The organism is Blattabacterium cuenoti (genome assembly GCF_014251715.1).
Taxonomy (GTDB): Bacteria; Bacteroidota; Bacteroidia; order Flavobacteriales; family Blattabacteriaceae; genus Blattabacterium; species Blattabacterium cuenoti_M.
This window is the reverse complement of sequence record NZ_CP059198.1, coordinates 109,411-131,561: the sequence shown is the minus strand read 5'-3', so window position 1 is coordinate 131,561 and position 22,151 is coordinate 109,411. Positions and strand designations below refer to the sequence as shown.

The window sequence follows — 22,151 nt, the reverse complement described above, 5'->3', positions numbered from 1 at the left end:
ATTTTATGTTTAAAAAAATATTAATAGCTAATCGTGGAGAAATAGCTTTAAGAATCATACGAACAGCCAAAGAAATGGGAATAAAAACTGTGGCTGTTTATTCTACGGAAGATAAATATAGTCTTCATGTTTATTTTGCTGATGAAGCTGTATGTATTGGTCCTCCTCCTCCATATAAATCCTATTTAAACGTTCCAAATTTAATTTCTGCAGCAGAAATTACAAATGCTGATGCTATTCATCCTGGATATGGATTTTTATCTGAGAATGCATATTTTTCGTCTATGTGCACTAAACATGGAATAAAATTTATAGGAGCTAACCCAAATCATATGATTCAAATGGGAAATAAAATTTCAGCTAAAAAAACCATGAAAAAAGCTGGAATTTCTTGTTTACCAGGATCTGATTGTTTTTCTGAATTATCTTATAAAGAAATAGAAAAAATTGCAGATAAAATAGGATATCCTATCATAATAAAAGCTGTTTCTGGAGGTGGAGGTAAAGGGATACGATCTGTTTTAGATAAAAATAGTTTAAAAAATTCTTGGGAAGAAGCTAAACAAGAAGCTTGGGTTTGTTTTGGGAAAAAGGATTTTTATGTAGAAAAGCTCATTTTAGATCCAAGACATATAGAAATACAAATAATAGGAGATCAGTATGGAAAAGCATGTCATTTATCAGAAAGAGATTGTTCTATTCAAAGAAGAAATCAAAAATTAGTCGAAGAAGCCCCATCTCCATTTTTAACTACATCTCTTAGAAAAAAAATGGGGGATAAAGCAGTAAAAGCAGCTGAATTTATTCGTTATGAAGGAGTAGGAACTATAGAATTTTTAGTAGATAAAAATAAAAATTTTTATTTTATGGAAATGAATCCAAGAATTCAAGTAGAGCATCCTATTACAGAAGAAATAACAGGGGTAGATTTAATTCAAGAGCAAATATTTTTGGCTTATGGGAAAAAACTTTCTCTAAAAAAAAATTCTTATCCAAAAATGTATTCAATAGAATGCAGAATTAATGCAGAAGAACCGTATCAAAACTTTCGTCCTTTTTCCGGAAAAATTACCCAAATGCATTTACCAGGAGGTAAAGGAGTTCGTGTTGATACACATATTTATGCAGGATATTTTATTACACATTATTATGATTCTATGATTGCTAAAATTATTACTACGGCAAAAACAAGAAAAGAAACTATTGAAAAAATGCGTCGTTCTTTAGAAGAATTTGTTATAGAAGGAATACGCACTACTATTCCTTTTCATAGAAAACTTATGCAAAATGATGATTTTATAAAAGGAAATTATAATACAAATTTTGTAGATAAAATAAATTTAGATTTTTTAGGGAATTTGTAGTATTATTTTTTTTTCATATAATTTCAAAAAATTAATCATTTCTTGAATATTACCATTCATAAATCCTGTAAGATCATAAATAGATTTTTGTATTCTATGATCCATTACTTTATTTTTTGGATAATTATAGGTACGAATTTTAACAGAACGATCCCCAGTGGATACTAAAGATTTTCTCTTTATAGATATTTTTTTTAATCTTTTTTCTTTTTCAATTTGATAAATACGAGATTGTAAAACATTTATCGCTTTTTCAAAATTTTTGTGTTGAGAACGTTCTTCTTGGCATTCCACTGTTATTTTACTTGGTATATGAGTTAATCGTACAGCAGATTCTGTTTTATTTACGTGTTGTCCTCCAGATCCACTAGATCTAAAAGTTTCTTTTTTTATATCAGATAAATTAATATTTACCTCTATATTTTTTACTTGGGGAAATACAGCAACTGTTATAGCAGATGTATGTACTCTTCCTTTAGATTCTGTTTTTGGAATTCTTTGTACTCTGTGTACTCCTGATTCGAATTTTAAATTTCCATAAACCCCTTCCTTTCCATTATTATGGACAACATCTAAAATAATTTCTTTATATCCTTTTATTCCTCCTTTTTGAGCATGTATAATTTTATATTTCCAACCTGATTTTTTAAAATACATAGTATACATTCTTAATATATCTTCTACAAAAAGACATGCTTCATCCCCTCCTGTTCCAGAACGTAGTTCTACAATAGCATTTCTATCATCTTCTGTTGGTTCTCCTTCGGATAAAATAAGATCATAGGATTTTTTTTCAATAGTAGATAATTTTTCTAAAATTTTTGTTTTTTCTATATAGGCTAATTCTTTCAGATCCGTATCTGAATCGTTTTCCAATATAAAGTTTGCTTCTTGAAGCAAAGCTAATTTTTTTTTGTATTTATCATAAATAAAAACTATTTTCTTTAGTTTAAAATATTTTTTTAGTAAAATTTTGTATTTTTTTTTATTGGATATAATATCCGGGTCCATGATATATTTTGAAATATCATGAAATTCTTTTTTGAATACTTCTAATTTTTGAATTAATGAAGTTTTTTTCATTTTTTTTATTAAATTTTATTTTATAAGCTTTTATACTATAGATCTATACTACAGAAGTGCGAATCATCGTATTCTATTCATAGAATGAATTAATTTTAAATCTCGTTTTATAGTTTTATTAGCCATGTACAAAATACATATATGAAAAAAACATAATAAGACAAAGAACATTTCTTTTTTTAAAAAAATGGATTTATTCGATCTATTGCATAATAAAATTAATATAGGATGAGTGCAGTTTATAAGTATATTTATTTTATTAATAAATATTTGCAATTTTCCATTTTTGAAAAAAATAAAACTTAAAATAGATAGAATTAAACATATAATTATAAAAATAAAAATTATTTTTCTCAAAGAGAAAGAAGTAAAAAAATATTTTTTTTGATAAAAAAAATATAAAAAAAAAGAATCAATTAAAATAGAAATAAATAAATAGAATGTTTGTATTCGATATAACATAAAGATTAAATTATTTATTAATTTTATAAGTTCAAATTAATTTTTTTGTATAATTGTATTTATCGTTTTTTAAGTTTTTATACTAAAAAAGTATATTATTTACTAAGAAATAATCTAATCCAATCATTTTATGTTTGATATTACTGAATTAAAAAGTAAAAAACTTTTTGAATTACAGGAGATTGCTCGTTCTTCAGGTATAAAAAAATGTACACATTTACGAAAAAACGAACTCCTAGAAAAAATTATTACCATTTTTAATAACAAAAATTCTTTAAAAAAAGGATTTAATATGCGAAAAAATAATGAATCTAAAAATAATTCATTTACAGAAAGTAAAAGTATAAATAATGGTAAAAAAAAATCTCAAGAACATTTAAAAATATATAATTCAAAATTTTCATCAGAATCTATAAAATATCAAAAAAAACATCAAAATTTTTCTAATTGGAAAAAAAATGAAAAATCGGAATCTCACCCTCATACTTCATCTCATGGAATAGAAGGTATATCACAAAAAAATAAATATCGTACTCCTGAATATGAATTTGAAGGAATTATAATCAGTGAAGGAGTATTGGAAATTATGCCAGAAAATTATGGATTTTTAAGATCTTCCGATTTTAATTATTTATCATCTCCTGATGACATTTACGTTTCTCAATCTCAAATTAGACTTTTTGGTATGAAAACAGGAGATACAATAAGAGGAGAAGTTCGTCCACCTAAAAATGGAGAAAAATATTTTCCATTAATTAAAATTCTTGAAATTAATGGAAGACCTCCTGCTTTTGTAAGAGAAAGAAATTCTTTTGAACATTTAACTCCATTATTTCCAAATGAGAAATTTAAATTAGCTGAAAAAAATGCTACTCTTTCCACTAGAATTGTAGATCTTTTTACTCCTATAGGAAAAGGACAAAGAGGAATGATAGTAGCCCCTCCTAAAACCGGAAAAACGACTTTATTAAAAGAAATTGCAAATGCAATTGCTGCCAATCACCCTGAAGTTTATTTGATTATATTATTGATTGATGAACGACCAGAGGAAGTTACAGATATGCAAAGAAATGTAAAAGGAGAAGTTATAGCATCTACTTTTGATGAACCAGCAGATAGACATGTAAAAGTAGCTAATATTGTTTTACAAAAAGCAAAAAGAATGGTGGAATGTTCTCATGATGTAGTTATATTGTTGGATTCTATAACACGTTTAGCACGTGCATATAATACTGTTTCTCCTGCATCTGGAAAAGTTTTGTCAGGAGGTGTGGATGCGAATGCATTACATAGACCAAAAAGATTTTTTGGAGCTGCTAGAAATATAGAAAATGGAGGTTCTTTATCTATTATAGCTACAGCTATGATTGATACAGGATCTAAAATGGATGAGGTTATTTTTGAAGAATTTAAAGGAACAGGAAATAAAGAACTTCAATTAGATAGAAGAATAGCTAATAAACGAATATATCCAGCTATTGATCTTGTTTCATCTAGTACAAGAAAAGATGATCTTTTATTGGATACAAATACATTACAAAGAATGTGGATTTTGCGAAAACATCTTTCTGATATGAATCCAGTAGAAGCTATGGAATTTTTAAGATCTAGAATAGCGAGAACTCAAAACAATGAAGAATTTTTAATATCGATGAATGGATAAATTTTATAATTTTTTTTTTTTTCTAAAAATTTGATTTTTTGTATGAAAAACATTATATTTTATAGTGCGGGATGGAGCAGTTGGTAGCTCGTCGGGCTCATAACCCGAAGGTCATAGGTTCGAGTCCTATTCCCGCTATTCTTTCCTTATAAAAAAAATGATTTTTTTCTATATTATTTTACTTTGTTTTTTTATTTTTTGCATCTTTTTTATAAAAAAATTGGAATTATTTTTTATAAAAGAATTTAAAGATCAACAAAATGAGATACAAAAATTATCTCAATATAACAGAAAAGAACTGGGTGATTCTTTAATAGAACTAAAAAATGAATTAATACAAACTATAAGATATTATCAAAATGATATAAACCATAAAATTCAATTTTATATTGATCACCAATCTAATAAGTTAGATTCTATTCATCTAGAACAAGAAAAGTTGATTCAACTTATTGAAAAAAAACTTGAAGAAATAAAAGAAAATGTTCATGATAAACTTCAAACTTCTTTAAATATGCATTTAGGAAAATCATTTGAAATTATTGGTAATCAATTATTTTCTTTACAAGAAGGATTGGGTGAAATGAAAATTTTAGCTAAAGATGTCAGTTCTTTGAAAAGAACCTTAAATCATGTAAAAATATGTGGAAGTTTTAGTGAAATGCAACTTTCAATGCTTTTAGAACAAATTTTATCTCCAGAACAATATGCTTCTAATGTAATAACAAAATCTAATACAAATTTTGTGGTAGAATTTGCAATTAAACTACCAGGACTTGGAGACGGAAATATAATATGGTTACCTATTGATGTTAAATTTCCAAAAGAAACTTATGAAAAAGTACAAAAAGCTTATCGTGAAGGAGAAAAAAAAAATATAGAAATAGCTATAAAAAATATGGAATCTGTACTTAAAAAAATGTCTAAAGATATTAGAGAAAAATACATAGATCCTCCACATACCACTGATTTTGCAATTATTTTTTTACCTTTTGAAGGAATTTATGCTGAAATAGCAAGAAATTCTAGTTTATTAGAAGAATTATTAAGAAAATACAAAACCGTAATAACAGGACCATCTACATTAGCAGCTGTTTTAAATAGTTTACAGATAGGATTTCGAACTTTAGCGATTCAAAAAAGAAGTTCTGAAGTTTGGAGTATTTTAGAAACAGTAAAACAAGAATTTAAAAAATTTGGGATATTACTTCACCAAGCACAAAACAAATTGCAAGGAGCTTCAAAAGATATTGATAAATTATTAGGTGTTAGGACTAATGTAATTGATAAAAAATTAAAGGATATAGAAAATAATTATTAAAAACGGAGAGAAAGGGATTCGAACCCTTGACACTTTTTGTGAACACGCTTTCCAGACGTGCGCCTTAATCCTCTCGGCCATCTCTCCTAGTCTAAAAAAAAAGTAGAATTATAAGCCGGATTCTGTATTAAAACCTATCATTTATCTAGGATCTAGGTTACCCATGATCTCTATCTGCCTACCCTCCGGTATCAACCGAGCCAATTTTCCGGTATACATGGCATTTCACCACACAGAGTTTACATGATTTCACTACAGCAGTTTAATCTGTACATTCTTTCTGTTGCACTATTCCTCATCTTACGATGGATGGGAGTTACCCATTGTGTTGCTCTATAGTGTCCGGACTTTCCTCATTTAAAAAAAATGCGATAGGATATTCTACTTTTTATATTTTAGACTAAACTAAATTAGAATAAATATTTTCTATATCTTCATTTTTTTCAATATTTTCAATAAAATTCAATACTTTTTTTTTCTTTTCTTCTAAAATATTTTTCATTTGTTTTGGAGTACGTTTGACTTTGTATTCATGTAATATTTCTAATTTTTCTAAATTATTTTTCATATATCCAAAATACTTAAAATCTGTGTAAACATAAACCATATTATGATCTTTTACAAAATCCTTAGATCCAAAATCTATTGTCATAAGTTCAAAATCATCCATTGAATAATGGATGTCTTTTTTTTTTATATAAAAAATTCCTATTCTATGAAACAAATGAGTTAATTCTCCATTATGACATAATCTTCCTCCATTTTTATTAAAAAATGTTCTGATATTAGAAATTGTTCTAGTACTATTATTTGTCATACATTCTATTATCATACTAATTCCGTGTAATTTTCCTTCTAAGTTTAAATTTTTGTAATCATTTGTTTTGATTTGTAAAGCTTTTTTTATGGCTTTTTCTATAGTATTTTTAGGAATATTAATGGACTTCGCATTCATTACCGCATTTTTAAAACGAAAATTATTTAACCCTGATTCTTTAACAGATATAGTGATTTCTTTGATTATTTTTGAAAATTTTCTAGATTTTATAAAATCTTGATTAGATTTTCTATGCTGTATATTTGACCATTTGCTATGTCCTGACATAAAATGTCTTTATTTTTAATTATATTTATAACTTGAAAAGTTATATCAGCAATTTAGCAAAAAAAAACTATGTATGTCAAAAATTTGTGAATTGACAGGAAAAAAAGCAATGGTAGGAAACAAAGTTTCTCATGCTAATAATAAAAAAAAACGTCGCTTTAATATAAACTTATGCAAAAAACGTTTCTTTCTAATCAAAGAAAAAAAATGGATTACTTTAAAAATTTGCACTTCTACAATAAAACTTATCAATAAAATAGGAATTGAAAATGTATTAAAACGTTTTAAATATAAAATAAATAATGGGTAAAAAAGGGAATAGAATACAAATTATATTAGAATGTACTGAACAAATAAAAAGTGGTATTTCAGGTTCTTCTAGATATGTGACAACAAAAAATAGAAAAAATACGCCGAATAGAATTGAACTAAAAAAATATAATGCAGTATTAAGAAAATATACTATTCATAAAGAAATTAAATAAATATGTCTAAAAAAATGGTGGAAAATAATAAAAAAAAAGTTTTAAAAAAAATGACTTTGGCTATAAAAATAGTGAAATCTAAAAAGTCTGGTTTTTATACCTTTGAAAATAAAATACTAACGAATGAAGAAGTAAAAAATTTTTTCTTAAAAAAGTAATTATTAAATGTTTTTTCAAAAAAAGGAAACAAAAAAAACATTCGATAATGATTTAGAAAAAACTAGAGTATCTTTTTTTTCTAAAATAAAAAATCTTTTTTTGAAAAAATCAAAAATAGAGACAGATATTATTGATCATATAGAGGAGATTTTGTTATCTGCAGATATAGGAATTTTTACTACTGTAAAAATTATTAATAATTTAGAGAAAAGTATTAAAAAAGAAAAATATAGAAATACACAAGATATATATATTCTTTTAAAGAAAGAAATAGAAAATCTTTTTACAAATATTAAAAATGAAAGTTTAGAACATAAAATAAAATATCATAAAAAACCATATGTAATCATGATGGTAGGAGTTAATGGAGTAGGAAAAACAACTACAATTGGAAAATTAGCTTTTTTTTTAAAAAAAAAAGGTTTTAGTTCAATTATAGGAGCTTCTGATACATTTAGAGCTGCAGCTATTGATCAGCTTGAAATATGGGCAAATAAAGCTAAAGTTCCTTTAATAAAACAACATATGCATGCAGATCCAGCATCTGTTGCATATGATACTTTACAATCTGCTAAATCTAAAAAAAAAGATGCGGTAATAATTGATACAGCCGGTAGATTACAAAATCGTATTGGTCTTATGGAAGAGCTTTCTAAAATTAGTAGAGTAATGAAAAAAATTATTCCTGAATCTCCTCATGAAATTATGCTTGTTTTAGATGCAACTACGGGTCAAAATGCTTTTGAACAGGTAAAAAAATTTACTTCTTTTGTTGGAGTATCTTCTATTATTTTAACAAAAATAGAAGGTACGGCTAAAGGTGGAGTAGTGATTGGTATTATGGATCAATTTAAAATTCCCATTCAGTATATCGGTACAGGGGAAAAAATACAAAATTTGAAAAAATTCGATGGGAAAAAATTTATTGATTCTTTTTTCGAAAAAAAATAAACATTAATACTGACATTATGTCCTTTTTTAAAATGGTATAATTTTTGTTTTTTAATTTTTATTACAAATAATTTTATGGAAAAAAATAAAATTAGTGTTACTTCAGATAATATTTTTCCTATTATTAAAAAATTTCTTTATTCTGATCAAGAAGTTTTTTTGCGTGAACTTGTTTCCAATGCAACAGATGCTGTTCTTAAATTAAAAACGATAGTAGAACTAGGAAATTTTGATGATTTTATTGATGATTTTAAAATTAAAATTATCATAGATAAAAAAAATAAAAGTATTCATATTATAGATAATGGGATTGGTATGACAAAAGAAGAAATAAAAAAATATATTAATCAAATAGCTTTTTCTGGAGCAGAGGAATTTATTAAAAAATATAAAACATCTAATATTATTGGACATTTTGGATTAGGTTTTTATTCTTCTTTTATCGTGTCAAATCAAGTACAGATATTTACTAAATCTTATAAAAAAAATGCATCATCTATATTTTGGTCTTGTGATGGATCTACAAATTTTATTATAAAAGAAATAGAAAAAAAAAACAGAGGAACAAAAATTGTTTTGTTTCTTAATGAAGAAAGCAAGGAATTTTTGGAATATAATCGTATTTTAAAATTATTACAAAAGTATTGTAAATTTATGCCTATCACAATTTCTTTATCCTCAATAGAGGATAAAGAAAAAGAAACTATAATCAATAATATTAATCCTGCTTGGAAGATAAATCCACTTCAGTTAAGTGATAAAAATTATTTAAATTTTTATCATGAATTATATTCTCATCAGTTAGATGATCCTTTATTTTGGATACATTTAAATATAGATCATCCTTTTAATTTGACAGGTATTTTATTTTTTCCGAAAATAGAAAAAAGAATTGACATACAAAAAGAAAGAATTCATTTATATCAAAATCAAGTTTATATTACGGATAATTTAGAAGGGATTGTAGCAGATTTTCTTAGTTTATTAAGAGGAGTTATAGATTCTCCGGATATTCCACTTAATGTATCACGTTCTCATTTACAATCAGATCCATCCGTAAAAAATATATCAAAATATATAACAAGAAAAGTAGCAGATAAATTGGATTCTATGTTTAGAAATCATAGAAAAGATTTTCAAAATAAATGGGAAAATATAAAGATTATAGTAGAATATGGAATGATTAGTACAGAAAACTTCTTTGTTAAAGCTATAAAATTTTTTATTTTTTCCACTGTTAATAATGTTTACTTTACTTTAGATGAGTTTAAAGAAAAAATAAAAGAAACCCAAAAAAATAAAGAAGGTAAAATTGTTTTTCTTTATTCTTCAGATAAAGAGAAACAATATAGTTATATTAAAGAAGCAAAAGATAGAAATTATGAAATTTTAATTTTAAATAGCCCTATATCGGTTCATTTAATACAAAAATTGGAATTTTCTTATAAAGAAATTTGTTTTGTTCGAGTGGATTCAGATCATATTGATAAATTAATTAATCATAAAAAAGAGGATAAATGTTATTCAGAACTTTCGGAAACAGAAAAGAAAAATTTAAAAAATATTATTAGTTCTAATTTAATGGAAAATTATAAATTTTCCATTAAATTAGAAAATTTATCCAAAAAAGATTATCCATTTTTAATTATCGTTCCAGAATTTTTAAGGAGAATAAAAGAAATGAATTCTATAGGAAAGGAATTTTTTGAAAAAGATAAAGAAAAATATTATCAATTAATAGTAAATACAAATCATATTTTTATGAAAAAAATATTAAAAGAAACATGTGAAAAAAAAAGAGAAAAAATGATTCAAGAAGTTTTAAACTTAACTCTTTTATCTCAAAATTTGTTACATGGAAAAAATCTTACTCTGTTTATATCAGAAAAATTAGAAAATCTTACTAAAAAATAAATAATTATTTATTAAATTTTCTTAATTTAACTGCTGTTAATATTTTTTTTGTATATAAGGGAAAATCTGAATTTTGTATCCATCCATAATAATTAGGATCTTTTTCAAAAATTTCAATAACTTTTTTACCTTTGTATTTTCCAAAATTAAATATTTCGTTTCCTTCTTCATCCATTTTTATAAATCCAGCAAGATCTACTATATTTTTTTGATGAGAAAATTGATTTAAACTTTTTACATCTTTTTTTAAATTTTCATATTTTTCCAATTGTGCTAGTAATATTTCGTACGTAGCAAAGGTATCTGCTTTAGAACTATGGGCTTTTATTAGATCTTTATTACAATAATATTTATAAGCAGCAGAAAGTGTTCTAGGTTCCATTTTATGAAATATCACTTGTACATCTATAGTTTTGTATTTTTTTATATCGAAAGATATTCCTGCACGAAGCATTTCTTCTGCTAAAATGGGTATATCAAATCTATTAGAATTATATCCTGCTAAATCTGTATTTTCAATCATTTTAAAAATAGAAATGGCTACATCTTTAAATTTTAGTTTTCCCGCTACATCTTCATCTTTAATTCCATGAATTGCTGTAGATTGTGGAGGAATAGGAATTCCAGGACAAATAAGCCAAGTTTTGTCTTCTTGATTCCCATTAGGGAATATTTTTAATATGGATATTTCGATAATTCTATCCTTTCCGATATTAATTCCTGTTGCTTCTATATCAAAGAAACAAATAGGACGATTAAGTTTTAATTTCATATTTTAATGAATTTTTTTATTTTTTCTATGAAAATAGACTGAAGTTATTATATAAATAATAATAATGCATGGCAAAGCAACTACATGTAAAGTTAATAAAAGAAATGTACTAATCAATAAAAAAATATAACGTATTTTATTCTTTTTCCAAGAAAAATCTTCGAAAGAAAAAGAGATCATGGATATTTTAGAAATTAAAAAATAACAAGAAAAAAATATCATAAAAAGTATTATAATGGGATGTCTAATAATATTTTTTATGAAAACGGGCGTTGTAGTATTATTCATTACAATAATAGATAAAGAAGAAAAAAATAAAGTATTGACAGGAGTAGTTAACCCTCTGTAATAAGTTGGATTTGTAGTATTGAATTTAGCTAAACGCCATGCGGAAAAAATGCAAATTAAAAAAGAAAACCATTCAATACATGGAATTTTTTGATTTATTGTATTTTTTTTAAATAAAAGAAAAACTATTATAGATGGAACTATACCGAAAGAAACCATGTCTGCAAGAGAATCTAATTCTTTTCCGAATTGATTTTCACTTTTTATAATTCTAGAAAAAAAACCATCTAAAAAATCAAAAATTATTGAAAATAAAGTAGCAATAGCGGAATTATAAAAATTTTTAGATTGTAAAAAAATGATAGAAATACATCCAAAAAATAGATTTAAAAAAGTAAAAATATTCGGAATTATTTTTTTGTTTTTTATTTTTATCAAAATAAAGTATATAAAAATTATTCTAAAATAATAAATATTATTTTATGATTAAATTATTTTATAAAATTTCTTATTTCTACATAAAAAACGAATCTTTATTTATTAAAGAAATCTGTATTATATTAAATAATGAAGGAATGAATATTGGGGATATTAATTACATTTTTTGTAATGATGATTTTATTTTAGACATGAATAAAAAATATTTACAAAAAAATTTTTATACAGATGTACTTGCATTTGATTATTCCATAAAACAATGTATATCTGGAGATATATTTATTAGTGTAGATCGTGTTTTAGATAATTCTACACAATGGAATCAATTTTTTCTGGTAGAATTAAAACGTGTTATGATCCATGCTATATTACATTTTTTAGGATATGATGATAAAAAAAAAATGGATAAAAAAATAATGAAAAAAAAAGAGGAGTTTTATTTAAATTTATTTCAATTTTGAAAAAAAAATCATGTTTTTAGATATATATGATGTTATTATAGTTGGAGGAGGACATGCTGGAGCAGAAGCCGCTTCTGCATCTTCTAATATGGGTTCCAAAACTTTACTTATTACTACTAATTTACAAACAATAGGTGAAATGTCATGTAATCCTGCTATAGGAGGTATTGCTAAAGGACAAATGATTAGAGAAATAGATGCTTTGGGTGGTTATTCTGGAATAATCGCAGATTGTAGTATGATTCAATTTAGAATGCTAAATAAATCCAAAGGACCTGCAATGTGGAGTCCTAGGGCTCAATGTGATAGAAAATTATTTTCCTATTATTGGAGATTTTTTTTAGAAAAAAATACTCAATTAGATCTATATCAAGATACCGTAACCTCTTTAATCATAAAAAAAAATAAAGTTAAAGGGGTTAAAACTTATTTAGGTTTAAAAATTAAAGGAAAGGCCGTTATACTAACGAATGGAACTTTTTTAAATGGAAAAATACATATTGGGGAAAAAAGGATTCATGGAGGAAGAATAGCAGAAAAAGAAGTTAGAGGAATAACAGAACAATTAACTAAACATTTTGGATTCCGATATGGTAGAATGAAAACAGGAACATCTCCAAGAGTAGATGGACGTTCTTTAAATTACGAAAAAATGAAATCTCAAAATGGAGATATACCTACAAATAAATTTTCTTTTTCTTATAATACAAAAAGATTAAAAAAACAAAGAAAATGTTATATAACCTATACAAATCAAAAAGTACATGATTTAATTCGTAAAAATTTTAATTATTCTCCAATTTTTACAGGATCTATTAAAGGAAAAAGTCCTAGATATTGTCCTTCTATAGAAGAAAAAATTTTTAGATTTTCGGATAAAGAATCTCATCCTATTTTTGTAGAACCAGAAGGTTGGAACACGGTGGAAGTATATGTGAATGGATTTTCAACTTCTTTTCCGGAAAATTTACAATATCAGTCTTTAAAAAAAATTTCAGGTTTTGAAAAAGTAAAAGTATTAAGACCCGGATACGCTATAGAATATGATTATTTTCCACCAGAACAATTAAAACCTACTTTGGAAAGCAAGATTATAGAAAATCTTTTTTTTGCAGGACAAATAAATGGGACAACTGGATATGAAGAAGCTGCAGCACAAGGATTAATTGCAGGAATTAATGCTCATTTAAAAATTCGGAAAATTAAACCATTTATTCTTAAAAGAAATCAAGCTTATATTGGAGTTTTGATAGATGATTTAATTACAAAAGGAACAGAAGAACCTTATAGAATGTTTACTTCAAGAGCAGAATATAGAATGTTATTACGACAAGATAATGCAGATGAAAGACTTACTCCTATGGGATACCATATAGGGTTAATATCAGAAGATAAAATGAAAATTTTAGATCGTAAAAAATATAAAATAAAAAAATGTATGTATCTATTTAAAAATAAAAATTTAGATCCAAAAATTATAAATCCTATTTTATATGACAAAAAATCTTCTATCATATATCATGATAAAAAAATAGAAACAATTTTATCTCGTTCTGATATAGAAATAAAAGATATTACGTCCATTCCCTTTGTGATGGAAGAAATCAAAAAAAATGATTTTAATCAAGAAGTATTAGAACAAGTTTCTATTCAAATAAAATATAAAGGATACATAGATAGGGAAAAAGAAAATGCAAAAAAATTATTAAAATTAGAAAAATTGAAAATTCCAAATGATTTTAATTACAAAACAATTAAATCTCTTTCCTTAGAAGCTAGAGAAAAATTGGATTATTATCGTCCAATATCCTTAGCACAAGCATCAAGAATTAGTGGAATTACTCCTTCAGATTTAAGCGTATTGCTCATTTACATGAATCGTTCATATTAATAGGTTTTATTTTTTGTTTACAAACAAATAAATCTTCATCTTCTTTTTTCATAAAAAATTTTTCTCTTGCTAATTTTTCAAGATATATAGAATTATTTGTCAATTTATTTAAATAATTTCCTTCTAATAAAATTTTATTTTTTAAATAATCTCTATCGTAGATCATATTTTGAATACTTTTATTAAATTTATAGTGTAAAATTAAAGAATTTGAATCAAAAAAAGACATCCAGATAAAAAAGAAAAAACTTATCCAAAAGTATTTATTTTTAAATATTCTATATTTTTTTTTCATGTTTTAAACGTATTATAAAATTCCTTAATATGTAAAATAATATACTAATAATCCAATAAAAACTAAAAAAAAATAAAAAAATTATACACCAAAATCCAGAGATAGTTATAAATAGAAAAAATAAAAATCCTATAAATTTAATTATCATAAATGTTTTAATTTTTCTATAATTTCGCAAAAAAATAATAAAATGATTTATAGAACAGAGAAAGATACTTTAGGTGTAGTAAAAGTTCCTTTAGATAAATATTGGGGGGCACAAACAGAAAGATCTAGAAAAAATTTTAGAATAGGTTCAGAAGCTTCTATGCCTATAGAAATTATTCATTCTTTTGGCTTTTTAAAGAAAGCTGCAGCTCATGCAAATTTTGAATTTGGCATTTTATCTAAAAAAAAAAGAGATATTATATCCTTGGTTTGTGATGAAATTATAGAAGGAAAACTAAATGATCAATTTCCTTTAGTTGTATGGCAAACAGGATCTGGAACCCATACCAATATGAATGTAAATGAAGTTATTTCCAATAGAGCTCATGTTTTGACAGGGGGGAAACTTGGTTATAATAAATCTTGTATACATCCAAATGATGATGTAAATATGTCTCAATCATCTAATGATACTTTTTCTACCGTAATGCATATTGCTTCTTATAAAAAATTAATAGAAAAAACTATTCCTTCTATTAAAGAATTAAGAAAAATTTTGAAAAAAAAATCGAAATTATTTCATAATATTATTAAAATAGGAAGAACTCATCTTATGGATGCTACTCCCATTACTTTAGGACAAGAATTTTCTGGTTATGTTTCCCAAATAGATCATGGATTAAATTCTATTCAAAAAACTTTAGATCATCTTTCTGAATTAGCTATAGGAGGAACTGCTGTTGGAACAGGATTAAATGCTCCTAAAGGATTTGATATAAAAGTTACTGATTACATCAGTAAATATGTTGGTATTCCTTTTAAAATTGCAAAAAATAAATTTGAAGCTTTATCATCTCATGATGCAATAGTGGAATCTCATGGAGCTATTAAACAAATAGCTGTTTCTTTAATAAAAATATCAAATGATATTCGTTTTTTAGCTTCTGGACCACGTTCAGGAATTGGAGAAATTTTTATTCCTGAAAATGAACCTGGATCTTCTATTATGCCTGGAAAAATAAATCCTACTCAATGTGAAGCTATGATTATGGTTTGTATACAAATTATAGGAAACGATATGGCAATTTCTATAGCAGGATCTTCAGGAAATTATGAATTAAATGTTACTAAACCATTAATAATACATAATTTTTTACAATCCTCTCAACTTATTGCAGATGCTTGTACCTCTTTTTCTTCTTTTTGTGTAAAAGGAATCAAACCAAACTATCAAAGAATTAAAGAATTTTTAGATAAATCATTGATGTTGGTGACAGCACTTAATACTCATATTGGATACGATAAATCAGCAGAAATAGCAAAATATGCTTATGCAAATAATACTACTTTAAAAGAAGAAGCAATTAGATTAGGATATTTAACTGTTGAAAAATTTGAAAAATTAATCAATCCATCTAAAATGGTTTAAATTTTTTTAGAAAAAAATAAATTTTCTACATTCATATGAATAATATCGGCAATTTTTTCTTCTGATGTGGAATAAATTTGAGATAGTCTTTTTAAAACTATTCTTAAATTTGTAGGATCATTTCTTTTTCCTCTAAAAGGATGTGGAGAAAGAAAGGGAGAATCGGTTTCTAATACGATATTATTCAAATTTATCTTATGTAAAAATTCTATCATATGATTTTTTTTAAAAGTAATCATTCCTCCTATTCCCAGTTTTATTCCTAAATCAATAATTTTTTTAGCTTGTTCTAAAGTTCCAGAAAAACAATGAAAAACACCTTTTAAATAAGAGTTTTTTTCTTTTAATAAAATATTATAAACTTGATCAAAAGCTTTTCTACAGTGTATTACTATGGGGAGTTTTATTTTTTTTGCCCATTTTATTTGAGTTTGAAAGGCATATTCTTGTTCTGAAATAAATTTTTTTTCTAAATTAAAATCCATACCTATTTCTCCTATAGAAATAAAAGAATGTTTATATAACCATTTTTCAATGTAATTTAATTCTTTTTCTAAACTATCTGTAAAAACTCTACTAGGATGAAGTCCTATCATAGAAAAACATACATTAGGATATTTTTTTTCTAATTTTAATATACTAGGAATCGTTGATCTATCTATAGAAGGAAGTAAAAATCTGTTAATTTTTTGATTAAATGCTTTTTTTATTACATCATCAATATCTTCACGAAATTCTTTCATATACAAATGTGTGTGTGTATCAGTAATTTTCATGTAATTTTTAATTTTTAAAGAAAATATTTTATTTATGAAAGCTTATCTATTTCCTGGACAAGGATCTCAATTCATGGGAATGGGAAAAAATTTATACAAAAATTCTGATGATGCAAAAAAATTATTTCGATTAGCTGATGACGTTTTAGGATTCGGAATAACATCTATAATGTTTGAAGGGTCTATAAATATATTAAAAAAGACAAAAAATACACAACTAGCAATTTACATATATTCAGTTATAAAAGCAAAAATATCAAAAAATTTTAATCCTGATATGGTTGCTGGACATTCTCTTGGAGAATTTTCTGCTTTAGCAGCAATTGATGTTTTTTCTTTTGAAGATGGGTTAATATTAGTGAATAAAAGAGCATCAATGATGCAAAAAATTTGTGAATCTATTCATGGAGGAATGGCTGTAATATTTGGATTGGAAGATTCCATTATAGAAGATATTTGTAAAAAAGATAAGGGGATTATTGTTCCATCTAACTATAATAGTCCTGAACAGTTAGTTATTTCTGGAGAATATACAGCTTTGAAAAGAGTTTGTTTTTCTTTAAAAAAAATAGGTGCTAAAAGAATATTCATTCTTCCTGTTCATGGAGCATTTCATTCTCCCATTATGGAGCCTGCTCAAAAAAAACTAAAAAAATTTATACAAAAATTTTTTTTTAAAGATTCTAAATGTCCAATATATCAAAATGTGACTGCTCAATCCTTTACAAAATCTAATGATATAAAAAAAAATATTGTAGAACAATTAACTTCTCCAGTAAAATGGAAACAATCTATAAAAAATATGATTGATCATGGAGCGATTTCATTTACGGAAATAGGTCCAGGAAATATATTGCAAGGGTTGATGAAAAAAATATCAAAAAATTTTACAAAAAAAATATAAATCTATGTAATAATGCATCAATATAAACGTTTTTTTTATAGTCATGGAAAACTGTTATTAACGGGAGAATATTTTCTTTTATGTGGGGCTTATGGTTTAGCTTTGCCTACAATTAAAGGACAATCATTAATTATAAAAAAAAATGTGTCTTCTGTTTTACATTGGAAGAGTTATGATGAAATTAATACACCTTGGTTTGAAGTAATTTTTAAACTTCCTTCTTTAGATATTTGTTATGAAACAGAAAAAAAAACAGCTTTAAGATTAAGATATTTATTATTAAAATCTAAAAAAATTCAAAAAAATTTTCTTCCTAATGAATTAGGAATATATGTAAAAACACAATTAGAATTTCCTATAAATTGGGGGTTGGGTAGTAGTTCTACTTTAATTAATAACATAGCAAAATGGGCGAATATAGATCCTTATATGCTATTAGGAAATGATTTTACAGGAAGTGGTTATGATATAGCTTGTGTTTCTAGATCAAAACCAATAATTTATAAATTGTATAAAAAAAAACCTCATATTATTCCTATTGATTTTAATCCTCCATTTAAAGATCAACTTTTTTTTCTACATCTCAATAAAAAACAAAATACTTGTGATGAAATACGATTTTTTAAAGATATTAAAAAAAATATTTCTAGAAAAAATATTGAATATATATCTTCTATAACTTTACAAATTCCTTTTTGCAAAACATTAAAAGAATTTGAAGAATTATTGCTAAAACATGAAATGATCATATCAGAAATGCTGGATATTCCTACCATTAAAGAAATGTATTTTCCAGATTATCTTGGTCTGATTAAAAGTTTAGGAGCTTGGGGGGGAGATTTTGTTTTGATAACTTCTAGAGAAGGAATGAAAAATTATTTTTCTAATAAAGGATTTCATACTCTTATTTCATTTAATGAAATGATTTTTTAAAAAGTATATTTTTTATTTAAATAATATACATAAAAAAAACGATTAATTTAGTGCGGGCGAAGGGATTTGAACCCTTATGCCTTATAGGCATCAGATCCTAAGTCTGACGTGTATACCAATTCCACCACGCCCACTATATTAATGAAAAAAAGATGATATTATTTCATGATTTTTATTTATTATTTTATATTCTGTATATTCAAAAGTATCTCTTGGAATGATTTTAATCCATTTTTTATATTTTAACAACCATTTTTGTTGAATAGAAGGAAATCCTTTTTTTAAAAAAGCTGAAACAAAAGAATGTATATGTAATTGTATCCCTTTATTTTTTTTATTTTTTATAATAGTTTCTAAAATAAATTCTATATAATGAATATAATATGCAGGAGCATATTGATATTTATTATGATTGATTTTTAATTCAGGTCTTACTCTATGACGAGTAAATTGAACTAAACCAAATTTATTTGGAGGTAAAATTTGATGTTTAGCTCTGTCATTTTTCATTTTTTTTTTTAAATGTTCATATAGTTTTTTTCTATGAATTGGTTCAGACATATCTATAAAATCTACTACAATTATTCCTCCCATATCTCTTAGTCTAAGTTGTCTTGTAATTTCTGTAGCTGCTAATAAATTAACTTTAAATATATGATCAATTCTTTCTGATTCTGTACAATTTTTTTTTATATGATTACTTATTCCACTATTTACATCTATAACATGTAATGCTTCAGTATGTTCTATAATAATATAAGCTCCATTTTCAAGAGGAACATTTTTACCTAAAAAAATTTGCATTTGTTTTTCTATTCCATATTTCTTAAAAATGGGAATATTTCCTTTATAATATTTTATGATGCTAGTTTTTTTAGGAGCAATTAAAGATAAATATGAATGAATTTCTTTACAAAGAAGACTATTATTACAATAAATAAATTTCAAATCATCGTTTAATGTATCTCTTAATAAACAAAAAATTTTTCTACTTTCACTAAAAACTCTAACTGGAGGTAATTTTATTAAATTATCTAATGTTTTTTCCCATTTTCTTATTAAAGAAATAAGTTCTTCATTTAAAATTTTTTCTATTTTATTAGAAGCAACTGTACGAATAATAATTCCAAATTCATTGGGTGTTATTTTTCTTATGTAAGAAAGTAACCTATTTTTTTCTTTTGTATTTTTTATTTTATGAGAAATAGATATTTTTTCTGAAAAAGGGATAAGTACTAAATTTCTTCCTGGAATACATATTTTTGCAGTAAGTTTTGGTCCTTTATTAGAAATAGGTTCTTTAGTAATCTGAACCAAAATTTTTTGTCCAGGATGCAAAATTTTATCTATAAAAATTTTTTTTTCATCAAAAAATTCTTTTTTTATGCGATTATTGGAAATAAAATTTAACATTTTATTTATTTGAAGACCAAGATCATTGTAATGCAAAAAAGCTCCTTTATAATGACCTATATCGATAATAGCAGCATTTAATCCATATAAAATTTTTTTTACTATTCCTAAATATACATCTCCTACAGAGAATTTTTTATTAAAAATCTCTTGATGAAGCTCAAACAACTTTCCTTCTTCTAAAAGAGCTATTTTTACTTTTTGTTCTTCTGCATTTATAATTAACTCTTTAATCATACACAAAAACAAGGAAAAAGTTTTAGTAACTACAATAGATTATTATTTTTTTTTATGCCTATTTTTTCTATTTCTTTTTTTTCTTTTATGAGTAGCGATTTTACGTCTTTTTCTTTTTTTTCCGTTTGGCATAATTAATTATCAATCGTTATTATTATGTTTTTATTTCCAATTATGTATGAAATCATTTTTTTATTGGAACATTTTTTTTTACTAATTCGGTAAAAGATTTTGCAGGTTTAAATGCTGGTATATTGTGCGCAGGAATTACAATAGATTCATCTTTGGATATATGACGTCCAAGTTTTTTAGCTCTGTATTTAATAATAAATGATCCAAATCCTCTTAAATAAACATTTTCTCCCGATGTTAGGCTTTGTTTTATTTTTTTCATAAATGTTTCTATAACCTTTTGCGTATTAATTCTCTCATATCCAGTTTCTGATATGATTTCTGTTATTATATCTGCTTTTGTCATGTTTAATCATTATATCAAATCACAAAATTAGGTTTCTTAAATATACCAATTTTTTATAAAATTGCTCTAAAATTAAATAGATATGGATTTTTCTAAAAAAATAATAAATTGGTACAAAAAAAATTATAGAAAACTTCCTTGGAGAAAAACTAAAAATCCATATTATATTCTTGTTTCAGAATTTATGTTGCAACAAACAAAAGTTTCACAAAGTATAAAATATTATTCCAATTTTATAAAAAAATTTCCAAATATAAATAAATTAGCTAGAGCAAAGGAAAAAGACGTATTAAAAGAATGGGAAGGATTAGGTTATTATTCCAGAGCAATAAATTTACATTCTTTTTCTAAAAAATTAAAAAATAATATTTTTCCAAAAAAATATAAAGAACTGATTAAATATAAAGGAATTGGTCCGTACACAGGTGCGGCTATAGCATCTATATGTTTTAATGAAGTTATTCCTGCTATTGATGGAAATGCTTTACGAGTTTTTTCTAGATATTTAGGAATTTTCAATGATATAACGTCTACTAAAACAAAAAATACGTTTAGAATTATCATTTTAAAAATGATGAATTCTGAAAGTCCAGGTCTTTTTAATCAAGCTATTATGGATATAGGTTCTATTTTATGCACTCCAAAAAAAACTAAATGTTTATTATGTCCAGTGAAAGATTCTTGTTTTTCTATAAAAAATGGAACTGTGGATAAGTTACCTATAAAAAGAAGAATAAAATCTATAAAACATAGATTCTTTTATTATATTTTTATATGTGATAGTGATAAAAATATTTATTTAAATAAAAGATCAAAAAAAGATATATGGAAAGGTCTTTATGACTTTCCTTTGATTGAATCAAAAAATAAATTGACTATTCATGAAATAATAGAAAAAATTTGTAAAAAATTTAGATTAATTGTTTCTAATATAATGATTATTTTTAAAATAAAACATAAACTAACTCATCAAATTTTATTTATTCAATTTTTGAATTGTGAAATTTTACAAAATTTAAAAAAAAAGATATTTTTTGATAATTTTTTTCTTATACAACATAATAAAATAGGAGAATTTCCTTTTCCTCGTCCTATTATATTATTTTTAAAACATGAAAAAATGATTTGATGGATCTTAAAATGAATTATACAATTTTTATTTTTTTTCTAAAAATTATCATC

Annotated in this window: 23 protein-coding genes, 3 tRNA genes and 1 other RNA gene; 15 read left to right on the top strand and 12 right to left on the bottom strand. The window is 24.5% G+C overall.

From position 1 onward, the window contains the following. Window positions 1–5: 5 nt before the first annotated feature. Window positions 6–1,364 carry an acetyl-CoA carboxylase biotin carboxylase subunit gene (accC, locus tag H0H59_RS00605; protein WP_185862238.1) on the top strand — a complete coding sequence of 453 codons (1,359 nt, stop codon included), beginning with the start codon at window positions 6–8 and terminating at the stop codon, window positions 1,362–1,364. Here the strand turns inward: accC and prfA are convergent. Together prfA and H0H59_RS00595 are read right to left on the bottom strand one after the other, a co-directional pair. Beyond that, the gene (gene prfA / locus H0H59_RS00600) at window positions 1,350–2,447 is read right to left on the bottom strand and encodes a peptide chain release factor 1 (protein ID WP_185862237.1); all 1,098 of its coding nucleotides are present in this window, start codon (window positions 2,445–2,447) and stop codon (window positions 1,350–1,352) included. The two genes, accC and prfA, sit on opposite strands and share 15 nt — an antisense overlap. Window positions 2,448–2,510: 63 nt before the next feature. After that, entirely contained in the window at window positions 2,511–2,909 is a 399-nt protein-coding gene (locus H0H59_RS00595; RefSeq protein WP_185862236.1) for a DUF4293 family protein, read from the bottom strand. A gap of 130 nt (window positions 2,910–3,039) precedes the next feature. Here H0H59_RS00595 and rho point away from each other — a divergent pair, with 130 nt between their 5' ends. The 3 genes from rho to H0H59_RS00580 all read left to right on the top strand — a co-directional run bounded on the left by rho (window position 3,040) and on the right by H0H59_RS00580 (window position 5,893). Continuing rightward, window positions 3,040–4,572, top strand: coding sequence for a transcription termination factor Rho (rho, locus tag H0H59_RS00590; RefSeq protein ID WP_185862235.1), 1,533 nt, complete (start codon window positions 3,040–3,042; stop codon window positions 4,570–4,572). A 65-nt stretch (window positions 4,573–4,637) separates the two neighbouring features. Beyond that, window positions 4,638–4,710, top strand: a tRNA-Met gene (locus tag H0H59_RS00585). Between the two features lie 19 nt (window positions 4,711–4,729). After that, complete coding sequence (locus H0H59_RS00580; RefSeq protein ID WP_185862234.1) at window positions 4,730–5,893, top strand: DNA recombination protein RmuC; 1,164 nt, start codon at window positions 4,730–4,732, stop codon at window positions 5,891–5,893. A 3-nt stretch (window positions 5,894–5,896) separates the two neighbouring features. Here the strand turns inward: H0H59_RS00580 and H0H59_RS00575 are convergent. The 3 genes from H0H59_RS00575 to H0H59_RS00565 form a co-directional block, all read right to left on the bottom strand. Further along, window positions 5,897–5,980 (bottom strand) — tRNA-Ser (locus H0H59_RS00575). A gap of 8 nt (window positions 5,981–5,988) precedes the next feature. Beyond that, window positions 5,989–6,281: RNase P RNA component class A (gene rnpB, locus H0H59_RS00570), an RNA gene on the bottom strand. 12 nt (window positions 6,282–6,293) lie between these two features. Beyond that, window positions 6,294–6,998, bottom strand: coding sequence for a YebC/PmpR family DNA-binding transcriptional regulator (locus H0H59_RS00565; protein WP_185862233.1), 705 nt, complete (start codon window positions 6,996–6,998; stop codon window positions 6,294–6,296). Between the two features lie 73 nt (window positions 6,999–7,071). Here H0H59_RS00565 and rpmB point away from each other — a divergent pair, with 73 nt between their 5' ends. The 5 genes from rpmB to htpG all read left to right on the top strand — a co-directional run bounded on the left by rpmB (window position 7,072) and on the right by htpG (window position 10,507). Further along, window positions 7,072–7,308, top strand: coding sequence for a 50S ribosomal protein L28 (gene rpmB, locus H0H59_RS00560; RefSeq protein ID WP_185862232.1), 237 nt, complete (start codon window positions 7,072–7,074; stop codon window positions 7,306–7,308). Beyond that, on the top strand, window positions 7,301–7,483 hold the full coding sequence (gene rpmG / locus H0H59_RS00555) for a 50S ribosomal protein L33 (RefSeq protein WP_185862231.1): 183 nt from the start codon (window positions 7,301–7,303) through the stop codon (window positions 7,481–7,483). The genes rpmB and rpmG overlap by 8 nt, the downstream gene beginning before the upstream one ends. A gap of 2 nt (window positions 7,484–7,485) precedes the next feature. After that, entirely contained in the window at window positions 7,486–7,641 is a 156-nt protein-coding gene (locus H0H59_RS00550; RefSeq protein WP_185862230.1) for a DUF4295 family protein, read from the top strand. Between the two features lie 7 nt (window positions 7,642–7,648). Then, on the top strand, window positions 7,649–8,593 hold the full coding sequence (gene ftsY, locus H0H59_RS00545; protein ID WP_185862229.1) for a signal recognition particle-docking protein FtsY: 945 nt from the start codon (window positions 7,649–7,651) through the stop codon (window positions 8,591–8,593). Window positions 8,594–8,668: 75 nt separating this feature from the next. Beyond that, on the top strand, window positions 8,669–10,507 hold the full coding sequence (htpG, locus tag H0H59_RS00540) for a molecular chaperone HtpG (protein ID WP_185862228.1): 1,839 nt from the start codon (window positions 8,669–8,671) through the stop codon (window positions 10,505–10,507). Window positions 10,508–10,511: 4 nt separating this feature from the next. Here htpG and H0H59_RS00535 read toward each other — a convergent pair whose 3' ends face one another. Beyond that, window positions 10,512–11,279 (bottom strand): 3'-5' exonuclease, encoded by a 768-nt coding sequence (locus tag H0H59_RS00535; protein WP_185862227.1) that lies wholly within the window; start codon window positions 11,277–11,279, stop codon window positions 10,512–10,514. 3 nt (window positions 11,280–11,282) lie between these two features. Beyond that, window positions 11,283–12,005, bottom strand: a complete 723-nt coding sequence (locus H0H59_RS00530) for a CDP-alcohol phosphatidyltransferase family protein (protein WP_185862226.1) — start codon at window positions 12,003–12,005, stop codon at window positions 11,283–11,285. A gap of 44 nt (window positions 12,006–12,049) precedes the next feature. Here H0H59_RS00530 and ybeY point away from each other — a divergent pair, with 44 nt between their 5' ends. Both ybeY and mnmG read left to right on the top strand, forming a co-directional pair. Beyond that, the gene (ybeY, locus tag H0H59_RS00525; RefSeq protein ID WP_185862225.1) at window positions 12,050–12,466 is read left to right on the top strand and encodes an rRNA maturation RNase YbeY; all 417 of its coding nucleotides are present in this window, start codon (window positions 12,050–12,052) and stop codon (window positions 12,464–12,466) included. Window positions 12,467–12,476: 10 nt separating this feature from the next. Next, window positions 12,477–14,357 (top strand): tRNA uridine-5-carboxymethylaminomethyl(34) synthesis enzyme MnmG, encoded by a 1,881-nt coding sequence (gene mnmG / locus H0H59_RS00520; protein ID WP_185862224.1) that lies wholly within the window; start codon window positions 12,477–12,479, stop codon window positions 14,355–14,357. Here mnmG and H0H59_RS00515 read toward each other — a convergent pair. After that, window positions 14,332–14,652 (bottom strand): septum formation initiator family protein, encoded by a 321-nt coding sequence (locus H0H59_RS00515; protein WP_185862223.1) that lies wholly within the window; start codon window positions 14,650–14,652, stop codon window positions 14,332–14,334. The genes mnmG and H0H59_RS00515 overlap by 26 nt on opposite strands. Window positions 14,653–14,842: 190 nt before the next feature. Here H0H59_RS00515 and fumC point away from each other — a divergent pair, with 190 nt between their 5' ends. Further along, a complete protein-coding gene (gene fumC, locus H0H59_RS00510; RefSeq protein WP_185862222.1) occupies window positions 14,843–16,228 on the top strand; it encodes a class II fumarate hydratase in 1,386 nt (461 codons plus the stop codon). Here fumC and H0H59_RS00505 read toward each other — a convergent pair. Continuing rightward, entirely contained in the window at window positions 16,225–17,004 is a 780-nt protein-coding gene (locus H0H59_RS00505; protein ID WP_185862221.1) for a TatD family hydrolase, read from the bottom strand. The genes fumC and H0H59_RS00505 overlap by 4 nt on opposite strands. Window positions 17,005–17,038: 34 nt before the next feature. Between H0H59_RS00505 and fabD the strand changes: the two genes are divergently transcribed. After that, window positions 17,039–17,908, top strand: a complete 870-nt coding sequence (gene fabD, locus H0H59_RS00500) for an ACP S-malonyltransferase (protein ID WP_185862220.1) — start codon at window positions 17,039–17,041, stop codon at window positions 17,906–17,908. A 12-nt stretch (window positions 17,909–17,920) separates the two neighbouring features. Then, window positions 17,921–18,841, top strand: coding sequence for a GYDIA family GHMP kinase (locus H0H59_RS00495; protein ID WP_185862219.1), 921 nt, complete (start codon window positions 17,921–17,923; stop codon window positions 18,839–18,841). A 51-nt stretch (window positions 18,842–18,892) separates the two neighbouring features. Here the strand turns inward: H0H59_RS00495 and H0H59_RS00490 are convergent. The 3 genes from H0H59_RS00490 to H0H59_RS00480 all read right to left on the bottom strand — a co-directional run bounded on the left by H0H59_RS00490 (window position 18,893) and on the right by H0H59_RS00480 (window position 20,969). Continuing rightward, window positions 18,893–18,975, bottom strand: a tRNA-Leu gene (locus tag H0H59_RS00490). A gap of 4 nt (window positions 18,976–18,979) precedes the next feature. Further along, window positions 18,980–20,491 carry an Rne/Rng family ribonuclease gene (locus H0H59_RS00485; protein WP_185862218.1) on the bottom strand — a complete coding sequence of 504 codons (1,512 nt, stop codon included), beginning with the start codon at window positions 20,489–20,491 and terminating at the stop codon, window positions 18,980–18,982. A gap of 184 nt (window positions 20,492–20,675) precedes the next feature. Continuing rightward, window positions 20,676–20,969: an HU family DNA-binding protein gene (locus tag H0H59_RS00480; RefSeq protein ID WP_185862217.1), complete on the bottom strand. Its 294-nt coding sequence runs from the start codon at window positions 20,967–20,969 to the stop codon at window positions 20,676–20,678. Between the two features lie 82 nt (window positions 20,970–21,051). Here H0H59_RS00480 and mutY point away from each other — a divergent pair, with 82 nt between their 5' ends. Beyond that, on the top strand, window positions 21,052–22,098 hold the full coding sequence (gene mutY, locus H0H59_RS00475) for an A/G-specific adenine glycosylase (RefSeq protein WP_185862216.1): 1,047 nt from the start codon (window positions 21,052–21,054) through the stop codon (window positions 22,096–22,098). Window positions 22,099–22,151 lie beyond the last annotated feature (53 nt).

Bases quoted from the DNA above. Each gene is read 5' to 3' on its own strand.
- H0H59_RS00485 (WP_185862218.1), bottom strand. From the start codon at position 20,491: ATGATTAAAGAGTTAATTATAAATGCAGAAGAACAAAAAGTAAAAATA.
- H0H59_RS00580 (WP_185862234.1), top strand. From the start codon at position 4,730: ATGATTTTTTTCTATATTATTTTACTTTGTTTTTTTATTTTTTGCATC.
- H0H59_RS00505 (WP_185862221.1), bottom strand. From the start codon at position 17,004: ATGAAAATTACTGATACACACACACATTTGTATATGAAAGAATTTCGT.
- ftsY (WP_185862229.1), top strand. From the start codon at position 7,649: ATGTTTTTTCAAAAAAAGGAAACAAAAAAAACATTCGATAATGATTTA.
- H0H59_RS00535 (WP_185862227.1), bottom strand. From the start codon at position 11,279: ATGAAATTAAAACTTAATCGTCCTATTTGTTTCTTTGATATAGAAGCA.
- ybeY (WP_185862225.1), top strand. From the start codon at position 12,050: ATGATTAAATTATTTTATAAAATTTCTTATTTCTACATAAAAAACGAA.
- mutY (WP_185862216.1), top strand. From the start codon at position 21,052: ATGGATTTTTCTAAAAAAATAATAAATTGGTACAAAAAAAATTATAGA.
- H0H59_RS00480 (WP_185862217.1), bottom strand. From the start codon at position 20,969: ATGACAAAAGCAGATATAATAACAGAAATCATATCAGAAACTGGATAT.
- accC (WP_185862238.1), top strand. From the start codon at position 6: ATGTTTAAAAAAATATTAATAGCTAATCGTGGAGAAATAGCTTTAAGA.
- H0H59_RS00515 (WP_185862223.1), bottom strand. From the start codon at position 14,652: ATGAAAAAAAAATATAGAATATTTAAAAATAAATACTTTTGGATAAGT.
- rho (WP_185862235.1), top strand. From the start codon at position 3,040: ATGTTTGATATTACTGAATTAAAAAGTAAAAAACTTTTTGAATTACAG.
- H0H59_RS00550 (WP_185862230.1), top strand. From the start codon at position 7,486: ATGTCTAAAAAAATGGTGGAAAATAATAAAAAAAAAGTTTTAAAAAAA.
- rpmB (WP_185862232.1), top strand. From the start codon at position 7,072: ATGTCAAAAATTTGTGAATTGACAGGAAAAAAAGCAATGGTAGGAAAC.
- H0H59_RS00565 (WP_185862233.1), bottom strand. From the start codon at position 6,998: ATGTCAGGACATAGCAAATGGTCAAATATACAGCATAGAAAATCTAAT.
- fabD (WP_185862220.1), top strand. From the start codon at position 17,039: ATGAAAGCTTATCTATTTCCTGGACAAGGATCTCAATTCATGGGAATG.
- fumC (WP_185862222.1), top strand. From the start codon at position 14,843: ATGATTTATAGAACAGAGAAAGATACTTTAGGTGTAGTAAAAGTTCCT.
- H0H59_RS00595 (WP_185862236.1), bottom strand. From the start codon at position 2,909: ATGTTATATCGAATACAAACATTCTATTTATTTATTTCTATTTTAATT.
- htpG (WP_185862228.1), top strand. From the start codon at position 8,669: ATGGAAAAAAATAAAATTAGTGTTACTTCAGATAATATTTTTCCTATT.
- mnmG (WP_185862224.1), top strand. From the start codon at position 12,477: ATGTTTTTAGATATATATGATGTTATTATAGTTGGAGGAGGACATGCT.
- H0H59_RS00495 (WP_185862219.1), top strand. From the start codon at position 17,921: ATGCATCAATATAAACGTTTTTTTTATAGTCATGGAAAACTGTTATTA.
- rpmG (WP_185862231.1), top strand. From the start codon at position 7,301: ATGGGTAAAAAAGGGAATAGAATACAAATTATATTAGAATGTACTGAA.
- prfA (WP_185862237.1), bottom strand. From the start codon at position 2,447: ATGAAAAAAACTTCATTAATTCAAAAATTAGAAGTATTCAAAAAAGAA.